This window comes from Bradyrhizobium sp. USDA 3364, from assembly GCF_054056355.1.
In genome coordinates, this window is record NZ_JBSRYG010000002.1 from 3,026,921 (window position 1) to 3,043,800 (window position 16,880).

The window sequence follows — 16,880 nt, forward strand, 5'->3', positions numbered from 1 at the left end:
ATCGGGTGACACACAAGAATAAATCACCTCAGGAGTTGCTGTTGTCCCTGGTCAACAACGTCGAATTTCTGCGTCATCTGCCCAAGATGAATGCGTTCACCGGCCTCGGCGCACTTGCGCCGGCCGTGCCGACGCCGCTTGTCGAGACGACCGAATTCGGCGCCAATCCCGGCGCGCTGAAGATGTTCTCCTACGTGCCCGAGCAGCTGGCGCGATCGCCCGCGCTCGTCGTCGTGCTGCATGGCTGTGGCCAGGCCGCTGCGTCGTATGATCTCGGCGCCGGCTGGTCGACATTGGCGCGGCATTACGGCTTCGCGCTGTTGATGCCCGAGCAGCAGTCAGTCAACAACGCCAACACCTGCTTCAACTGGTTCGATCCGGAAGACACAGCGCGCGGCCAGGGCGAAGCCGCGTCGATCAGGAAGATGGTCGGACACATCGCCACGGCGCACAAGATCGATCCGCGCCGGATCTTCGTGACCGGTCTCTCCGCCGGCGGCGCGATGGCGACCGTCATGCTCGCGACCTATCCGGATGTGTTTGCGGCCGGCGCCGTCATCGCCGGACTGCCGTTCGGCGTTGCCGGCACTCTGCGCGAGGCGCTGGGCGCCATGATGCAGGGCAGCACATTGTCGGCGCCGGAGCTCGGCGACCTCGTGCGCAACGCGTCCAAGCACACCGGCGACTGGCCGCGGATCTCGGTGTGGCACGGCAGCGCCGACCGCACCGTGCATCCGGGCAATGGCGATGCGATCGTCCGGCAGTGGCTCGACCTTCACGGCTTGCCGCTTGCGGCGATGTCGAAGGCGGACGTCGACGGCCATCCGCGCGAGGTGTGGTGGAATGCCGATGGCGAGACGCTGGTCGAGTCCTACTCGATCACCGACATGGCGCACGGCACTCCGCTCGGTCTTGCCGGCAATGACGAGCGTTACGGCGTCGAAGGCGCGTTCCTGATCGAGGCCGGCATCTCCTCGTCCTATCACATCGCGGAATTCTTCGGCCTGACCGATCAGGCCCGTCAGCCGCAGATCGCGCCGACGGGCGTGCCGCGCGAGAACGCCGACACGATCTCCATGACGATCCCGGTGCCTGCGGCCGAGCCCGAGCCGAAGCCCGCATCCGGCCGCAAGAGCGACCGGCCGCGCAAACGACGGAACAAGGGTGTCGACGTGGGCGCCGTCATCACGCGGGCGCTAACCGCCGCGGGGCTGATGAAGTAAGCTACATCTCGCCGGTCAGGAACGGGTTCGTCATCCGCTCCTGGCCGATGCTCGATCCGGCGCCATGGCCGCAGATGAAGCCGACATCGTCGCCGAGCGGCAGCAGCTTCTCCTTGATCGACTGGATCAGCGTCGGATGGCTGCCGCCGGGCAGATCGGTGCGCCCGACCGAGCCGGCGAACAGCACGTCGCCGACATGGGCGAAGCGCAGCTCCTTGTTGAAGAACACCACGCTTCCCGGTGAATGGCCGGGGCAGTGCAGGATGTCGAAGGTGAGGTCGCCGATCGAGACCTGATCGCCCTCGTCGAGCCAGCGGTCGGGGCCGAAATTGCGCACCCCGGTCATGCCGAAGCGCTCGCCGCTCGAGACGACGTTGTCGAGCAGGTACTTGTCGGCGATATGCGGGCCCTCGATCTTGACCTGCAACGCATCGCGCAGATCGGCGGCGCCGCCGACATGGTCGATGTGGCCGTGGGTCAGCCAGATCTTCTCGACCGTCACGCCGGTCTGCTTGATCGCGGCCTGGATCTTCGGCACGTCCCCGCCGGGGTCGATCACCACCGCCTTCTTGGTCGGCTCGTGCCAGATGATGGTGCAGTTCTGCTCGAACAGCGTCACCGGCACGATGATCGCGCCGGCCTTCGGTTTGGTCTCGGTTGTCTCGTTCATGAGATCACCATAGGCTTCCGGGAAATGCCGTCAACACGCGCGGGAAATGCATCTGCCCCGGCGTGTGATCCGAAATCGGACCGTGATAAGGTCGCCTCCAGCAATACAAGTTCATGAGCGGACCGGTCCACGGTTGCTCTCGATCATGAGTCAAGTCCTCGCAGTCCGGAACTTCATGACCCAGGATCCCAAATCACCGCTCGGCGGACCCCGGACCACCGCCCGCGCCTTCTTCGTCGCGGACCGCATCAACACGTCCGGCCTCGAGCGCAGCGACGTGCTGGCCACGACGCCGCTGGCGTTTCGCGTCAATGACAATGGCGTGGCGATCGTGTTTCGCTATGGCGTCGTCGTGCTGATCGGCCTCAACGCGCTGGAGGAGGATGAATTCCTGCGCAGTCTGCAGTCGCGCATGACCGGCCTGTTCGCGCGGCGCGAGGAGGAGACGGCGATCATCGAGGTTGCCGCGGAGCGCGAGGACCAGATTCCGCCGGGCGGTCCGATCTACCTGCAGAGCCTGTCGCCGGAGCGGCTGATCCTGGTCGGCGAGGCGCTGGCGAAGAGCGTGGTGCTGGCGCGGCACGAGCGCGAGGTTCGGGCCGTGTTCGACACCACCGAGCCGTTCGCGCGCGCGCTCGCCAAGGACGGCCGGGTGCTCGGCGGCCGCGCCGCGATCCTCAAGCACATCGGCAACGCGCTGTCGGTGCGGCATCGCGTAGCCGGGCCGGTCGAAGTGTCGGAGAAGCCCGACATCCTCTGGGACAAGCCGCAGCTCGAGCGTCTCTACGCCCGGCTCGAGGACGAGTATGAATTGAAGGAGCGTGCGGAATCGCTGAACCGCAAGCTCGCCGTCGTTGCCGAGACCGCGCAGGTGCTGACCGACATCACCGATACCAGCCGCTCGCTGCGGCTGGAGTTGATCATCGTCTTCCTGATCCTGTTCGAGGTGCTGATCACCATCTATCAACTGGCGACGGCCCGCCACTAAAGCACCTTGCGAACAGCGTAGCCCGGATGCAGCCAACGGGTCGCGCGAACGCGCGCCCGAGGACAGGCTCCGCGAAATCCGGGAGCTTCGTCAGTGGCCCCGGATTGCGCTTTGCTTCATCCGGGCTACGGCGCCATTTTTCCGTCCCGAATTGTGCGTCATTCCCTGAACCTGCGGACAACCCCGGGGACACGGGGCGGACCAGAAGCGAGGGGGAATGCGATGGATCAAGACAACGGGGACTGGTGGCGGCGTGCCATCTTCTATCAGGTCTATCCACGCTCGTTCGGGGATAGCGACGGCGACGGTGTCGGCGATCTCAGGGGCATCATCGCGCGGCTGCCTTATCTGACGCGGCTTGGCGTCGACGCGGTCTGGCTGTCGCCGATCTTCCCGTCGCCGATGGCCGATTTCGGCTACGACATCTCCGATTACATCGGCATCGATCCGCTGTTCGGGACGATGCAGGATTTCGATGCGCTGGTCGCGGCCGCGCATGATTCCGGCCTCAAGCTGATCCTCGATCTGGTCCCGAACCACACATCCGATCAGCATCCCTGGTTCATCGAAGCGAAGAGTTCGCGCGATAATCCGAAGCGCGACTGGTACATCTGGCGCGATGGAACGCCGGACGGCGGCCCGCCCAACAACTGGCTGTCGGAGTTCGGCGGCAGCGCCTGGACCTATGACGAGGCGTCTGGGCAATATTACTATCACGCCTTTCTCGCCCAGCAGCCCGACCTTAACTGGCGCAATCGCGAGGTCAGGGACGCGATCTACGAGGTGATGCGCGTCTGGCTGCGCAAGGGCGTCGACGGTTTTCGTGTCGACGTGATCTGGCACCTGATCAAGGATGCCGAATTCCGCGATAACCCGCCGAACCCGCATTACCGCGAGGGCCGGCCGCCGCACGAGAAGCTGCTGACGCAATATTCGACCGATCAGCTGGAGGTACACGCCGTCATCACCGAGATGCGCCGCGTCACCGAGGAGTTCGACAACCGCGTGCTGATCGGCGAGATCTATCTGCCGCTGCACCGGCTGGTCGCCTATTACGGCAACGACCTCCGCGGCGCGCAGATGCCGTTCAATTTCGCGCTGCTGTCGACCTTGTGGAGCGCGCGCTCGGTCGAGCAGATCATCGCTGATTACGAAAAGGCGTTGCCGCCGGGAGCGTGGCCGAACTGGGTGCTCGGCAACCACGACCGGCCGCGGGTGGCGAGCCGGGTGGGGCCCGCGCAGGCGCCGATCGCGGCGATGCTGCTGCTGACCTTGCGCGGCACGCCGACGCTCTATTACGGCGACGAGATCGGCATGCGCCAGGTTGCGATCGCGCCGGATCAGGTCCGCGATCCCTTCGAGAAGAACGTGCCTGATATCGGCGTCGGCCGCGACGGCTGCCGCACGCCGATGCAATGGAGCCCCGAGCGCCATGCCGGGTTCTCGACCGCGACGCCATGGCTGCCGCTTGCGCAGGATTTCGCAAGCGACAATGTCGCAAGCCTGGAGGCGCAGCGGGCATCGATCCTCAACCTCTACAAGGCGCTGATCGCGCTGCGGCGCAAGCTGCCGCAACTCGTCCATGGCAGCTACGAGCCGGTGGCGGCGCATGGCGATGTCCTGCTCTACCGGCGCCGCAGCACCGAAGGCGTGGCCGTGATCGCGCTGAACTTCGGCGCGGTGCCTGCGTCGGTTTCCTCCAGTGCGATCGGCTTCAGCAACGAGGTTTTGCTGTCGACCTTCATGGACCGGCAGGGCGAGAAGGTCGAAGGCGTCCTCGACCTGCGCGCCAATGAAGGCGTGATCATGGGACCGCCGATGGATGTGAACGAGTGAGGTGAGTACATCGCCCGGGTCGAACGGCATCTCGATGGTGACGATCTGGCGGCCATCCTGCGGGATCAGAATGAATTCGCCATTGCCGTTTTGCGCGATAGCGCGCCACACACCGCTTGGTGTCCTGCGCGTTGCCGGCAAGCACGGCGTTGGCGATGGTGTCGCGTTGCTTGGCCACTGTGAGCGTAACCTCGGAACCAAGGTTCCGTCGGCTTCGCGGTGGCTTGAGGCCGGAATCAAGGCGCCTTCCTCGCGAACCTGCGGCCGATTCCAGCGCTGCCGCGGGTCAAGGAATCGGCTACTCTCCTTGGATGGAATCGCCCGCCCGCCAGATCGCACTTGTGCCCGCACCCGACCGACGCCAGTCGGAGGCCGCGCTTGCGATCGCGCGCGGCACGGCGAGACTTCTGAGATCGTTGGGATTTTCCTGCATCAGCGAATTGCCGCTGCCGTCTGGCCGCAGGGCCGATCTGGTTGCGCTGAACGAGCGCGGCGAGATCTGGATCGTCGAGATCAAGTCATCGATCGAGGATCTGCGTGCCGACCAGAAATGGCAGGATTACCGAATGCATTGCGACCGGCTGTTCTTCGCCTTCACGCAGGACTTGCCGTGCGAGATTTTCCCGGTCGACACCGGTCTCATCATCGCCGACGCCTATGGCGCGCATCTGCACTGCGAGGCGCCCGAGCATCGCCTGCCGGCGGCGACCCGCAAGGCGATGACGGTGCGCTTTGCGATGGCGGCTGCGCAGCGGATCAATCGCCTTGTCGATCCGCAGGGGCACAGCGAGTTTTAGACGCAGTGATCCGTCATCCTGAGGAGCGCGGAACGCGCGTCTCGAAGGATGCACGGCCACCAGCCGGGCCGTTCATCCTTCGAGGCTCGCTCCGCTCGCACCTCAGGATGACGGGGATAGGCTTGGATGGCAGTGTGTAGCAACCATCATGACTTAATGGCTGCTACGAACTACAAAAGCAAATGGCCGGGCAATAACCCGGCCATCGCAAAACAATATGAGACGCAGCTTACCTCGGCGCGCGCTTGGCGAGGATGCGCTGCAGTGTGCGGCGGTGCATGTTGAGACGGCGCGCGGTCTCCGAGACGTTGCGGTTGCACATCTCGTAGATGCGCTGGATGTGCTCCCAGCGCACGCGGTCCGCCGACATCGGATTGGCCGGCAGCTCGGATTTCTCGGTGCCGGTCGCAAGCAGCGCTGCGACCACGTCATCGGCGTCGGCGGGCTTCGACAGATAGTCGACGGCGCCCATCTTCACCGCAGTGACGGCGGTGGCAATGTTGCCGTAGCCCGTGAGCACGATTGCGCGCGCCTCGGGGCGCTTGCGCTTCAGCGCCGAGACGACGTCGAGGCCGTTACCGTCGCCGAGCCTGAGATCGACGACTGCGAAAGCGGGCGCGGAGCGGCCGATCTCGGCGAGACCATCGGACACCGTGTCGCATGACTTCACCGCGAAACCCCGCGTCTCCATCGCGCGCGACAGGCGTTCCAGGAACGGCTTGTCGTCCTCGACAATGAGGAGCGAGCGGTCGGCATGGTCATTCAGTTCGGTGATGGCGTTCACGGTCCATTTTTCCCTGTGGCAGACACCATATTATATGGGGACCCAGTGCGGCGCTGCCAAGGCAGCCGAAAGTCGCGTGCAATCCTAGAAAGAGCAATGCATCCGTAATGCCAAGAGTTGCGATTAAGAACCGTTCTTAGGATTCGGTGTCGTCGCCAGGTGCGGATTCCTCGAAGCGCTCACGCGGCCAGACGATCTGCACCACGGCGCCGTGATCGGGGAACGGACGATTGGTAAACGACACCTTGGCGCCGGTGCGTTCAAGCAGCGTTCTTGCAATGAAAACGCCCAAGCCCAAGCCACCACGCGCATTTTGCGCCTCGTCCGCACCCCGGCGGCGCGACAAATACGGCTCGCCGATCCGCTTCAGCATGTCGGGTGCGATGCCCGGGCCGTCGTCGGAGACGACGATCTCGATGGTTTCGGCGTTCCACCACGCGTTCACCTCGACAGTCCGGTGCGCGAAATCGACCGCATTTTCGAGAATGTTTCCGACACCATAGAGGATCGCCGGATTGCGCGCGGCGACCGGTTCGCGCGTTGCTGCGACAGCAAGCCGCACCTTGATGTTGATGCCGAAATCGCGATGCGGCGCCACCGCCTCCTCGATCAGGGTCGACAGCTTCATGGTGTCGAACGGCGCGCCGCTCGATGACAATTGCGCAATCTTGCTCAGGATGTCGCGGCAGCGCTGCGCCTGTTCGCGCACGGTCTTGAGATCGCCGGCGATGGCCGGGTCATGCACCGTCTTCTCGAGTTCGCGCGAGATCAGGAAGATCGTCGACAGCGGCGTGCCGAGCTCGTGCGCGGCGGCGGCCGCGAGGCCGTCGAGCTGGGTGAGATGCTGCTCGCGCGTCAGCACCAGCTCGGTCGCGGCCAGCGCATCGGAGAGCTGCCGCGCCTCCTCCGTCACCTGGAATGCATAGAGGCTGGTGACGCCGATCGCGAGCAGGATCGAAAGCCACACGCCGATCAGATAGATCGGCGGCAGCACCAGCGGATCGTCGGCATCCCAGGGCAGCGGCAGATGGTAGAAGAACAGCGCCGAGGCGCAGGCGACCGCAAGGCAGCCCAGCGCGATCGTCAGCCGGATCGGCAGCACCGTGGCCGAGATCAGGACCGGTGCCAGGAACAGGAACGAGAACGGGTTCTGCAGCCCGCCGGTGAAGTACAAGAGCCCGCCGAGCTCGACGATGTTGAAGGCGAGCAGGGCCGCGGCGTAGGCCGGCTCGAGCCGCTGCATCGGGTTGAACGCGATCTGCAGTGCCAGGTTGAGCAGCGCCGAGAATGTCACGATGGTGACGCAAGGGACGATCGGAACGTCGAATTCCAACCCCTGCGCGACGATGAAGATCGCAACGAGCTGGCCAAGCGCGGCGAGCCAGCGCAGCCGCAGGATCGTATCCAGGCGGACATAACGGCGAGGTTGGCGGAAATCGGAAGCGACGTCGGTCATATCAGGGACTTTAGCTGTGCCGCGGGCGGCGCACAAATTCGCGACTTAGCGCAAGGACGCGGGGCAAGCCTTGCGCTTATTGTCGCAATGGCTCAATGACGGCCATATGCAACAGAGCGGGACGGTTCAGGGACACACGTCCGCGGCCGATCAGGGCGGATCGGCCGCGATCGACGTTGCGCACCTGGTCAAGCTCTACAAGACCACCCGCGCCGTCGACGATATCTCCTTCCGCATCGCGCGCGGCAGCATCACCGGCTTGCTCGGCGGCAACGGCGCCGGCAAGACCACGACGATCGCGATGATCATGGGGCTGGTGCTGCCGACTTCGGGCAGCGTCAGCGTGCTGGGCGCCAAGATCCCCGAGCAGCGCTATGACGTGCTCGGCCGGATGAATTTCGAGAGCCCCTATGTCGACATGCCGATGCGGCTCTCGGTGCGGCAGAACCTGACCATCTTCGGCCGCCTCTATGCCGTGCAGCATCTGCGCGAGCGGATCGACCAGCTCGCCGCCGATCTCGATCTCAAGGAATTCTTGGACCGGTCCAACGGCAAGCTCTCCGCCGGGCAGAAGACCCGGGTCGCATTGGCGAAGGCGCTGATCAACGAGCCGGACCTGCTGCTGCTCGACGAACCGACCGCATCGCTCGACCCGGATACCGCCGACTGGGTGCGGCAGCATCTCGAGACCTATCGCAAGACTCACAACGCGACCATCCTGCTGGCGTCGCACAACATGCTGGAGGTCGAGCGGCTCTGCGACCGTGTCATCATCATGAAGCGCGGCAAGATCCAGGACGACGACAGCCCCGAGCGGATCATGGCGCGGTATAACCGCGACACGCTGGAAGAGGTGTTTCTCGACGTGGCGCGTGGCCGGATGCGGGAGGGCGCACCATGAGCGAGGTCGTCAGCTATCAGCCGCGCGGCATTTCACTGCAACGCATCAATGCGATGGTGCTGCGTTATTGGTATCTGCTGATGTCGTCATGGCCGCGGCTCCTGGAGCTGATCTACTGGCCGGCCTTGCAGATCATCACCTGGGGCTTCCTGCAGAATTACATCTCGCAGGCGTCCGGCTTCTTCGCCAAAGCGGGCGGTACGCTGATCGGCGCCGTGATCCTGTGGGACATCCTGTTCCGCGGCCAGCTCGGCTTCTCGATCTCGTTCCTGGAAGAGATGTGGGCGCGCAATCTCGGCAACCTGATGATGAGCCCGCTGAAGCCGATCGAATTCCTGCTATCGCTGATGATCATGAGCCTGATCCGCCTCGCCATCGGCGTGATCCCGATGACGCTGATGGCGCTGTTCTTTTTCGGCTTCAACTTCTACGCCATCGGGCTGCCGCTGATCGCGTTCTTCTGCAATCTGATCTTCACGAGCTGGTCGGTCGGCGTGTTCGCCTCCGGCCTCGTGCTGCGCAACGGTCTCGGCTCGGAGAGCATCGTCTGGACGCTGATGTTCGCGGTGATGCCGCTCGCCTGCATCTACTATCCGGTCGAGGTGCTGCCGGTCTGGCTGCAATACGTCGCCTGGACGTTGCCGCCGACCTATGTGTTCGAGGGCATGCGGTCGCTGCTGATCGACCACGTCTTCCGCGCCGACCTGATGGCGTGGGCGCTCGTCATCAACGCGATTCTGTTCGCTGCCTCTTTTGCGACCTTCCTTGCCCTTTTGCAGAGCGCCAAGCGTCACGGCTCGCTGCTCAGCAGTGGTGAATAAATGTCACTTTCACGTGGATTATCGGCCTTTTAGCCCGATATCGACCCCACATTCGGCTCGCGGCGCATTGACGCATTGTTACGCATTGGTCAGTATGCTGCGGCGCAAAACAGGGGTCTGAAAATACAATGCCCATCGGTGAATTTGGCGGTGCCCCGCCACTAGCGGCGGAAGGCAGCCCGGCACTCACGACGCCGCTGTACTGGATGTACGAAATGGCGCACGCGTCGCTCAATCCGGTGCGCGCGGTGACCGACGCCACCAAGATCCTGTTTCAGAATCCGCTCAATCCGTGGACGCACACCGAGTTCGGCAAGTCGATCGCCGCCGGCTGCGAGCTGTTCGAGCGCACCACCCGCCGCTACGGCAAGCCGGATTGGAACCTGCCGACCACCGAGGTCAACGGCATCCGCACGGCGGTCGAGGTTCGCACGGTCTGGGAAAAGCCGTTCTGCCGGCTGCTGCATTTCGATCGCAAGCTGACGCGTCCGTTGCGCTCGCCGCAGCCGCGCGTGCTGATCGTGGCGCCGATGTCCGGCCACTACGCGACGCTGCTGCGTGGCACGGTCGAGGCGTTCCTGCCGACGCATGAGGTCTACATCACCGATTGGGCCGATGCGCGCATGGTGCCGCTCGCCGCCGGCCGGTTCGATCTCGAGGACTATGTCGATTACCTGATCGAGATGCTGCACGCGCTCGGCGGCAACATGCACATCATCGCGGTGTGCCAACCTTCGGTGCCTGTCGTGGCAGCGGTTTCCGTGATGGAAGCCAATAGCGACCCGTTCGTGCCGCTGTCGATGACGCTGATGGGCGGCCCGATCGACACGCGGCGCAATCCGACCGCGGTCAACAACCTCGCCGAAGAGCGCGGCATCGAGTGGTTCCGCAACAATGTCATCACCAAGGTGCCGTTCCCGCATCCGGGCGTGATGCGCGACGTCTATCCCGGGTTCCTGCAGCTCAACGGCTTCATCAGCATGAACCTGGATCGGCACATGGACGCGCACAAGGCGCTGTTCGCCAATCTGGTGAAGGGTGACGGCGATCTCGTCGACAAGCACCGTGAATTCTATGACGAATATCTCGCGGTGATGGATCTCACTGCCGAGTATTACCTGCAGACCGTCGATCTCGTCTTCGTCAAGCACGCGCTGCCGAAGGGCGAGATGACCCATCGCGGCAAGCCGGTCGATCCGTCGAAGATCCGCCGCGTCGCGCTGATGACGGTCGAGGGCGAGAAGGACGACATCTCCGGTCTCGGTCAGACCGAGGCGACGCATGCACTTTGCACCGCGATCCCGAACCATCGCCGCGTGCATTACGTGCAGAAGGGCGTCGGCCACTACGGCGTGTTCAACGGCTCGCGGTTCCGCTCCGAAATCGTACCGCGGATCTCCGATTTCATGGTTTCCGCTGCCAATACAAGGCTTTCGCTGGTCGCCGCGGCCGAATAGGTATCGTTTCGGTCGCGATTTTGACTGTGGCATAAGTCACTGATTTAGCTAAAAAAATCTCAAATCAAGGGATGAATAAATTTTCATCTCTTGAGCCTTGTTTTCGACTCTGATTCATCGGAAAAATTCCGGTTCCGACCCCTGCCGGTAGAGGTCAATTAACGGCCGCCCCCTGTATATTGGGCAAATGATTTGTTTTTGCGCCGAGCGCTTTCCCTGGCGGCGGATATGGCAAAGTTCGGGCGAACTCCTGCTCCCCGGACTCTCAGAAATGGCTACTCGCGCGCTCCTCTATCGGCGGCCTGCCGAACCCGCGACCGTATTGGTCAGACACGGCTCCCAGTTTTTCACCGTCCGGGTACGCCGGCACAGGCGCGCGCGCCGTTACACGCTCAGGATTCATCCGACCGATCGTGAAGCGATCCTGACGATGCCGCCGCGCGGCACGATCATCGAAGCCAAGGAGTTCGCCAACATCCATGGCGGCTGGATCGCCGCCCGTCTTGGCCGCCTTCCGAAGGCTGCGCCGTTCCAGCCCGGCACCGTAGTGCCGCTGCGCGGCGTGCCGCATCGGCTGGTGCATCGCTCGGGCGAGCGCGGCACGGTCTGGACCGAGACGCGCGACAGCGGCGAGAAGATCCTTTGCGTCGCCGGCGGCGTCGAGCACATGGATCGCCGGGTGCATGACTTCCTCAAGCGCGAGGCGCGCAAGGATCTGCAGAAGGCGGCAGCACTGCACGCCGCGGAACTCGGCGTGCGGGTGCGGCGGATCTCGATCCGCGACCAGTCGAGCCGCTGGGGCTCGTGCACCTCGGCGGGATCGCTGTCGTTCTCGTGGCGGCTGATCCTGGCGCCGTCCTTCGTGCTCGACTACCTCGCCGCGCATGAGGTCGCGCATCTCGTCGAGATGAACCACTCAGCGCGATTCTGGCGGGTGGTCGACAAGGTCTGTGCGTCGGTCACACGCGCCAAGACCTGGCTCGACACCCACGGCAACGACCTGCACCGCTACGGAATCCAGGAGTAGGCCAACTCTTCGCGCCTGCGTCTCAGGTCGTCATGTGCGGGCTCGACCCGCGCATCCATCGAACAAGAGGACTTTTTGATGGATTGCCGGGGCAAGCCCCGGCAATGACAGTGACTCTCGCCCCGCGCCTGCCGTCATCGCCCGCGAAAGCAGGCGATCCAGTATTCCAGCCCATAGGATGGGTAGCGCGAAGCGAAACCCATCAATTGATGTTCGCGGCATCCTACCCATCTTCGTAGCCCGGATGGAGCGATAGCGTAATCCGGGGCGGCTCTCGCTGTGGCGCGACGGGTCCCGGATTTCGCTTCGCTGCATCCGGGCTACGAACCGACGGGGTTGTCCGCCTGGCGCCTACCGAAACAACCGATCCGCCAGCCAGCCGTCCAGCCCTGCCGCTGCCTCCGGCCGCGCGTGCGGGTTGGGTGGCGGCGCCGGGGCGCGAGCCGGCGTTGGCGGTGGCTGGCGATAATAGCCTCCGCCCGATGGCATCGCAGCCGGCGGCTGCGGCGCCTGCATCGGCGGTTGAATCTGCATCGGTGCCGCCGGCGCCGACGGCGCTGAGATCTGCGACGAGATCTGCATCAGGTTCGCCGGAGCCCAGCTGCCTTGCGAGTTCGGGATCGCCGCGACCGGCACGCCCTGATGCGCTGATTTCATGAAGCGGGTCCACACTTCGACCGGCAGGCCGCCGCCGGTGGCCTTCTTGGTCGGCGAATTGTCGTCATTGCCGAGCCAGACGCCGGTGACGAGCTTGGCGGTGTAGCCGATGAACCAGGCGTCGCGGTAATCCTGGCTGGTGCCGGTCTTGCCTGCGGCGGTCCAGCCGGGAATCTCCGCCTTGCGCGCGGTGCCCGAGATCAGCGTCTCGCGCATCATGCTGTTCATCATCGCGTCATAGCGCGGCTCGATCACTTGGTTGGGCGGGTCGACCGGTCGGTCATAGAGCAGCTTGCCGGAATTGGTGCGGATCTTGGTCACCACATGCGGCGACACCGCGTAGCCGCCATTGGCGAACGGGGCATAGGCGCCGACCAGCTCGATGACCGACACTTCCGAGGTGCCGAGCGCGATCGAGACGTTGGGCTCGAGCTTGGAGGAGATGCCGAGCCGGTGCGCGGTGCGCACCACATTCTTGGCGCCGACCTCGACGCCGAGCCGCACCGCCACCGTGTTCAGCGACATCGCCAGCGCCTGGGTCAGCGTCACCGAGCCGAAATATTCGTGGGTGTAGTTCTCCGGCTTCCAGCCCTTGATGTCGAGCGGCGCGTCGGTGCGGATCGTGTCCGGCGTCAGCCCGAATTCGACCGCGGTGAGATAGACGAACGGCTTGAATGCCGAGCCCGGCTGCCGCTTCGCGGTGACGGCGCGATTATACTGGCTCTCGGAATAGTTCCGGCCGCCGACCATGGCGCGCACCGCACCGTCGGGCGTCATCGCCACCAGCGCGCCCTGGCTGACATTGAACTTCACGCTCTTGGCGGCGAGTTCGTCGATCACGGCGGCTTCCGCCACGCTCTGCAGCTTCGGATCGATCGTGGTCTGCACGATGATGTCCTGGTCGATCTGGCCGACCAGATCGTCGAGCACTTCGCCGATCCAGTCGGCAACATAGTTCACGGTGCCGGCGCCGGCCGGCTTCACCGCGATCGAGGGCTGGCCGATCGAGGCTTTTGCTTGCGCTTCGGTGATGAATTTGGCGTCGGCCATCGCCGCGAGCACGACCTGCGCGCGCTGTTCCGCGCCTTCCGGATTGCGGTTCGGCGCCAGCCGCGACGGCGACTTGACGAGGCCCGCCAGCATCGCGGCTTCCGGCAGCGTGACGTTCTTCGCCGACTTGCCGAAATAGCGCTGCGCTGCGGCCTCGACGCCGTAGGCGCCGGAACCGAAATAGACGCGGTTGAGGTAGAGCTCGAGGATCTCGTTCTTGGTATGCTTGCGCTCCAGCCACAGCGCGAGCTCGGCCTCCTGCAGCTTGCGCTGCATGGTGCGTTCCTGGGTCAGGAACAGATTCTTGGCGAGCTGCTGCGTCAACGTCGAGCCGCCCTGCGACACACCTCGATGCAGCAGGTTGGTGACGGCGGCGCGCAAAATGCCGACCGGGTCGACGCCGTAATGCGAATAGAAACGGCGGTCCTCGATCGCAATGAAGGCCTTCGGCAGATAGGGCGGCAGATCCTTCAACGCGATGTTGGCGCCGGCCATTTCGCCGCGCTGCGCCAGCACGCTGCCCTCCATGCCGACGATCTGGATCGTCGGCGGACGCTTGGGGATTTCCAGCGACTGGATCGGCGGCAGATGCGCGCCGACCCATACCACGACACCGATCACCGCAATGCCGGCCCACAGGCCGAGCACCGCGGTCCAATAGAACAGGCGGCCGATACCGAAGCCGCGCGATTTGCTGCGCCGCTTGCTGCCGCTGCGCGAGGGACGCGGTTTCTCGCTACCCGAATCGCCGCTCTTGTCGCTACTCTTATCGCTACTCTTATCGCTACTCTTGGGTTTTGATTTCGTAGGCTTGTCGCCGCCGCCGCCGGGAATGCGGTCGGAGGGCGACAATCTGAGATCGGCAAGCGCGGCCGGAAGCCCGAACAGCGGCTCCTTGCGCGCACCGCCTTTTGTACGTCCCCACGCCATCCGCAACGCTCACACCCTTAACGCGTACAAGCTAACGTTCCCGGTTTAAGGGGCGGTTACGCAAAGCTTAACGGAGGATTAGGAGGTGAGGCAGCGCGTGCTAAATACAGATGGAACCAAAAAACAAAAGGAGCACCGCATGGGCCATATCGATCCGACCAAAGATGTCTTCGCACAGTTCCGGGACAACAACCGGCCGGGCCCGATCCACATGCTCAATCTCGTGCGATTGCGCGAATGGGCCGCCTATCCCGACGGCCGCAAGTCCACCGGCGCTGAGGCCTACGCGGCGTATGGCCGCGAGAGCGGGCCGGTGTTCGAGCGGCTCGGCGGCCGCATCGTCTGGCAGGGCCGCTTCGAGCTGATGCTGATCGGCCCCGAGGCCGAGCGCTGGGATCACTGCTTCATCGCCGAATATCCGAGCGTCGCCGCTTTCGTCGAGATGATCCGCGATCCCGTCTATCGCGAAGCCGTGAAGCACCGCCAGGCCGCGGTGGAGGATTCGCGGCTGATCCGCCACGCCGTGCTGCCGGTCGGCAAGAATTTCGGCGAGATCCCGGAGTAGGGCACGCAGATCCCCGTCATCCTGAGGAGCGCGAAGCGCGTCTCGAAGGATGCACGGCCCCGCTGGTGGCCGTCGACCCTTCGAGACGGCCGCGTTGCGGCCTCCTCAGGGTGACGGATATGGCAGTGCGCTGACTTTTTCCACGTCATTGCGAGCGCAGCGAAGCAATCCATTCCGCCGCTTGCGGAGCGATGGATTGCTTCGTCGCTGTCGCTCCTCGCAATGACGGTGAGGGTACGGCCAAAAACAAATCGGCGGCCCGGAGGCCGCCGATTGCATCTTCAGCTCTGCACGAACCACTAGCCCGCCGGGCCGGCGTCCTCGAGGATCGGGCCGAACAGCTCCCAGCGCTCGCCGTTGAAGCGCATCATCTGGAGCTGCTTGTTGACGCGATAGTCGTTCGGCGCGGTGTTGCCCTTGATGCCGGGCAGCGCCATGTCGAGTTCGACATTCTTCAAATTGGTGGCCTGCTTCAGCACGTTCTCGCGGGTCAGGTCATCGCCGCACTGCTTCAGCACATGCACCATCAGCTGGGCGGTGGAGTAGCCGTAGGTGTTGAAGTTCGAGTTCTTGTCGCCGTCCGGATAGTACTTGGCCATGAAGTCGAAATAGCGCTTCATGCCCGGATCGTCCTTCCACTGCGGATCGGCGGGATCCTTGCCGTAGTTGGTCGAGATCAGGCCCTTGGAGGCCTCCAGGCCCGCCGGCTGCAGCACGGCGCCGACCGAGGTGGCGTTGATGTCGACGATATGGACCGGATGCCAGCCGAGCTCGGCGATCTTCTTGATCGCCTGCGCCGCCTGCTTCGGCGTCGAGGCCGAGAAGAACAGGTCGGCGCCGGCATCCTTGATCTTGATCACCTGGGAATCGATGGTCGGATCGGACACCTCATAGGAGGCTTCGGCCACGATCATCTTGGCGGCCTTGTCGCCGAGGCCGGCCTTGATGCCGTTCAGGTAGTCCTTGCCGAGGTCGTCGTTCTGATAGAGCACGCCGATCTTGGCGTTCGGATGCTCCTTCAGAATGTACTGGCCGTAGATGCGGCCTTCGACGAAGTAGTTCGGGTTGAAGCCGAGCGTCCAGGGGAAGTTCTTCGGATCGGTGAACTTCGAGGCGCCGGTGGCGGCGAACAGCTGCGGCACCTTCTTGGCGTTGAGATATTTCTGGACGGCGGCGTTCGACGGCGTGCCGACGATCTGGAACGTCAGCAACACTTCGTCGCTCTCGACCAGCTTGCGGATCTGCTCGACCGCCTTGGGCGGCGAATAGGCGTCGTCATACTGGATCAGATTGATCTTGCGGCCATTGATGCCGCCCTGATCGGTGATCATCTTGAAATAGGCCGCCTGGGTCTTGCCGATCGAGGCGTAGGCCGAGGCCGGTCCGGAGAAGGGAACGGTCTGGCCGATCTTGATTTCGGTGTCGGTCGCGCCGGGATCGTACTTCTTCTGCGCGTAGGCCGACGTTGCAGACAGCGCGATCGCCAGCGCCGTTCCCGTGACCAGGTGGAAAATCCCGTTCCTCATAATGCTGTTTTCCTCACGTGACTGATGATTGGCCGATGATCTTGTCCGCGGGTTCAAGGTCCCGCGGTCGCCATCGCTGGGCCGGGATACTGGCGGAACCGTTGCTGCGACGCAAGACGAGCAATGCCGAAAAGGTGAGCGATTTCAGTCAACCAAAGTAGGGGGCGGTGCGAAAGAATAAGGCCCCTCGGC

14 protein-coding genes are annotated in these 16,880 nt (G+C 64.0%); 9 read left to right on the forward strand and 5 right to left on the reverse strand.

Annotation, left to right across the window (positions count from 1 at the left end):
* The first annotated feature begins 41 nt into the window (after positions 1 to 41).
* The gene (locus ACVILL_RS14180) at positions 42 to 1,223 is read left to right on the forward strand and encodes an extracellular catalytic domain type 1 short-chain-length polyhydroxyalkanoate depolymerase (RefSeq protein ID WP_456729604.1); all 1,182 of its coding nucleotides are present in this window, start codon (positions 42 to 44) and stop codon (positions 1,221 to 1,223) included.
* 1 nt (position 1,224) lies between these two features.
* On the opposite strand, the gene ACVILL_RS14185 is transcribed toward ACVILL_RS14180, so the two are convergent.
* The gene (locus ACVILL_RS14185) at positions 1,225 to 1,893 is read right to left on the reverse strand and encodes an MBL fold metallo-hydrolase (protein WP_456729605.1); all 669 of its coding nucleotides are present in this window, start codon (positions 1,891 to 1,893) and stop codon (positions 1,225 to 1,227) included.
* A 175-nt stretch (positions 1,894 to 2,068) separates the two neighbouring features.
* Between ACVILL_RS14185 and ACVILL_RS14190 the strand changes: the two genes are divergently transcribed.
* From ACVILL_RS14190 to ACVILL_RS14200, 3 genes are all read left to right on the forward strand, one after another.
* Entirely contained in the window at positions 2,069 to 2,881 is an 813-nt protein-coding gene (locus ACVILL_RS14190; RefSeq protein ID WP_456729606.1) for an RMD1 family protein, read from the forward strand.
* A gap of 222 nt (positions 2,882 to 3,103) precedes the next feature.
* On the forward strand, positions 3,104 to 4,717 hold the full coding sequence (locus ACVILL_RS14195; protein ID WP_456729607.1) for an alpha-amylase family glycosyl hydrolase: 1,614 nt from the start codon (positions 3,104 to 3,106) through the stop codon (positions 4,715 to 4,717).
* 311 nt (positions 4,718 to 5,028) lie between these two features.
* Complete coding sequence (locus ACVILL_RS14200) at positions 5,029 to 5,514, forward strand: MmcB family DNA repair protein (RefSeq protein ID WP_456729608.1); 486 nt, start codon at positions 5,029 to 5,031, stop codon at positions 5,512 to 5,514.
* Positions 5,515 to 5,743: 229 nt separating this feature from the next.
* On the opposite strand, the gene ACVILL_RS14205 is transcribed toward ACVILL_RS14200, so the two are convergent.
* Positions 5,744 to 6,298: an ActR/PrrA/RegA family redox response regulator transcription factor gene (locus ACVILL_RS14205; protein WP_092120369.1), complete on the reverse strand. Its 555-nt coding sequence runs from the start codon at positions 6,296 to 6,298 to the stop codon at positions 5,744 to 5,746.
* Positions 6,299 to 6,434: 136 nt separating this feature from the next.
* Positions 6,435 to 7,754 (reverse strand): ActS/PrrB/RegB family redox-sensitive histidine kinase, encoded by a 1,320-nt coding sequence (locus ACVILL_RS14210; protein ID WP_456729609.1) that lies wholly within the window; start codon positions 7,752 to 7,754, stop codon positions 6,435 to 6,437.
* Between the two features lie 106 nt (positions 7,755 to 7,860).
* Between ACVILL_RS14210 and ACVILL_RS14215 the strand changes: the two genes are divergently transcribed.
* The 4 genes from ACVILL_RS14215 (at position 7,861) to ACVILL_RS14230 (ending at position 11,960) form a co-directional block, all read left to right on the forward strand.
* Positions 7,861 to 8,655: an ABC transporter ATP-binding protein gene (locus tag ACVILL_RS14215; RefSeq protein WP_456729610.1), complete on the forward strand. Its 795-nt coding sequence runs from the start codon at positions 7,861 to 7,863 to the stop codon at positions 8,653 to 8,655.
* A complete protein-coding gene (locus ACVILL_RS14220) occupies positions 8,652 to 9,476 on the forward strand; it encodes an ABC transporter permease (RefSeq protein WP_456729611.1) in 825 nt (274 codons plus the stop codon). Before ACVILL_RS14215 ends, ACVILL_RS14220 begins: the two co-directional genes overlap by 4 nt.
* Positions 9,477 to 9,604: 128 nt before the next feature.
* The gene (locus tag ACVILL_RS14225) at positions 9,605 to 10,933 is read left to right on the forward strand and encodes a polyhydroxyalkanoate depolymerase (protein ID WP_456729612.1); all 1,329 of its coding nucleotides are present in this window, start codon (positions 9,605 to 9,607) and stop codon (positions 10,931 to 10,933) included.
* A 187-nt stretch (positions 10,934 to 11,120) separates the two neighbouring features.
* On the forward strand, positions 11,121 to 11,960 hold the full coding sequence (locus tag ACVILL_RS14230; protein ID WP_456729613.1) for a M48 family metallopeptidase: 840 nt from the start codon (positions 11,121 to 11,123) through the stop codon (positions 11,958 to 11,960).
* A gap of 351 nt (positions 11,961 to 12,311) precedes the next feature.
* Here ACVILL_RS14230 and ACVILL_RS14235 read toward each other — a convergent pair whose 3' ends face one another.
* Entirely contained in the window at positions 12,312 to 14,597 is a 2,286-nt protein-coding gene (locus ACVILL_RS14235; RefSeq protein WP_456729614.1) for a transglycosylase domain-containing protein, read from the reverse strand.
* Positions 14,598 to 14,736: 139 nt separating this feature from the next.
* On the opposite strand from ACVILL_RS14235, the gene ACVILL_RS14240 reads away from it, so the two are divergent.
* On the forward strand, positions 14,737 to 15,162 hold the full coding sequence (locus tag ACVILL_RS14240) for a DUF1330 domain-containing protein (protein WP_456729615.1): 426 nt from the start codon (positions 14,737 to 14,739) through the stop codon (positions 15,160 to 15,162).
* Positions 15,163 to 15,461: 299 nt separating this feature from the next.
* On the opposite strand, the gene ACVILL_RS14245 is transcribed toward ACVILL_RS14240, so the two are convergent.
* Positions 15,462 to 16,688, reverse strand: a complete 1,227-nt coding sequence (locus ACVILL_RS14245) for an ABC transporter substrate-binding protein (protein WP_456729616.1) — start codon at positions 16,686 to 16,688, stop codon at positions 15,462 to 15,464.
* Positions 16,689 to 16,880 lie beyond the last annotated feature (192 nt).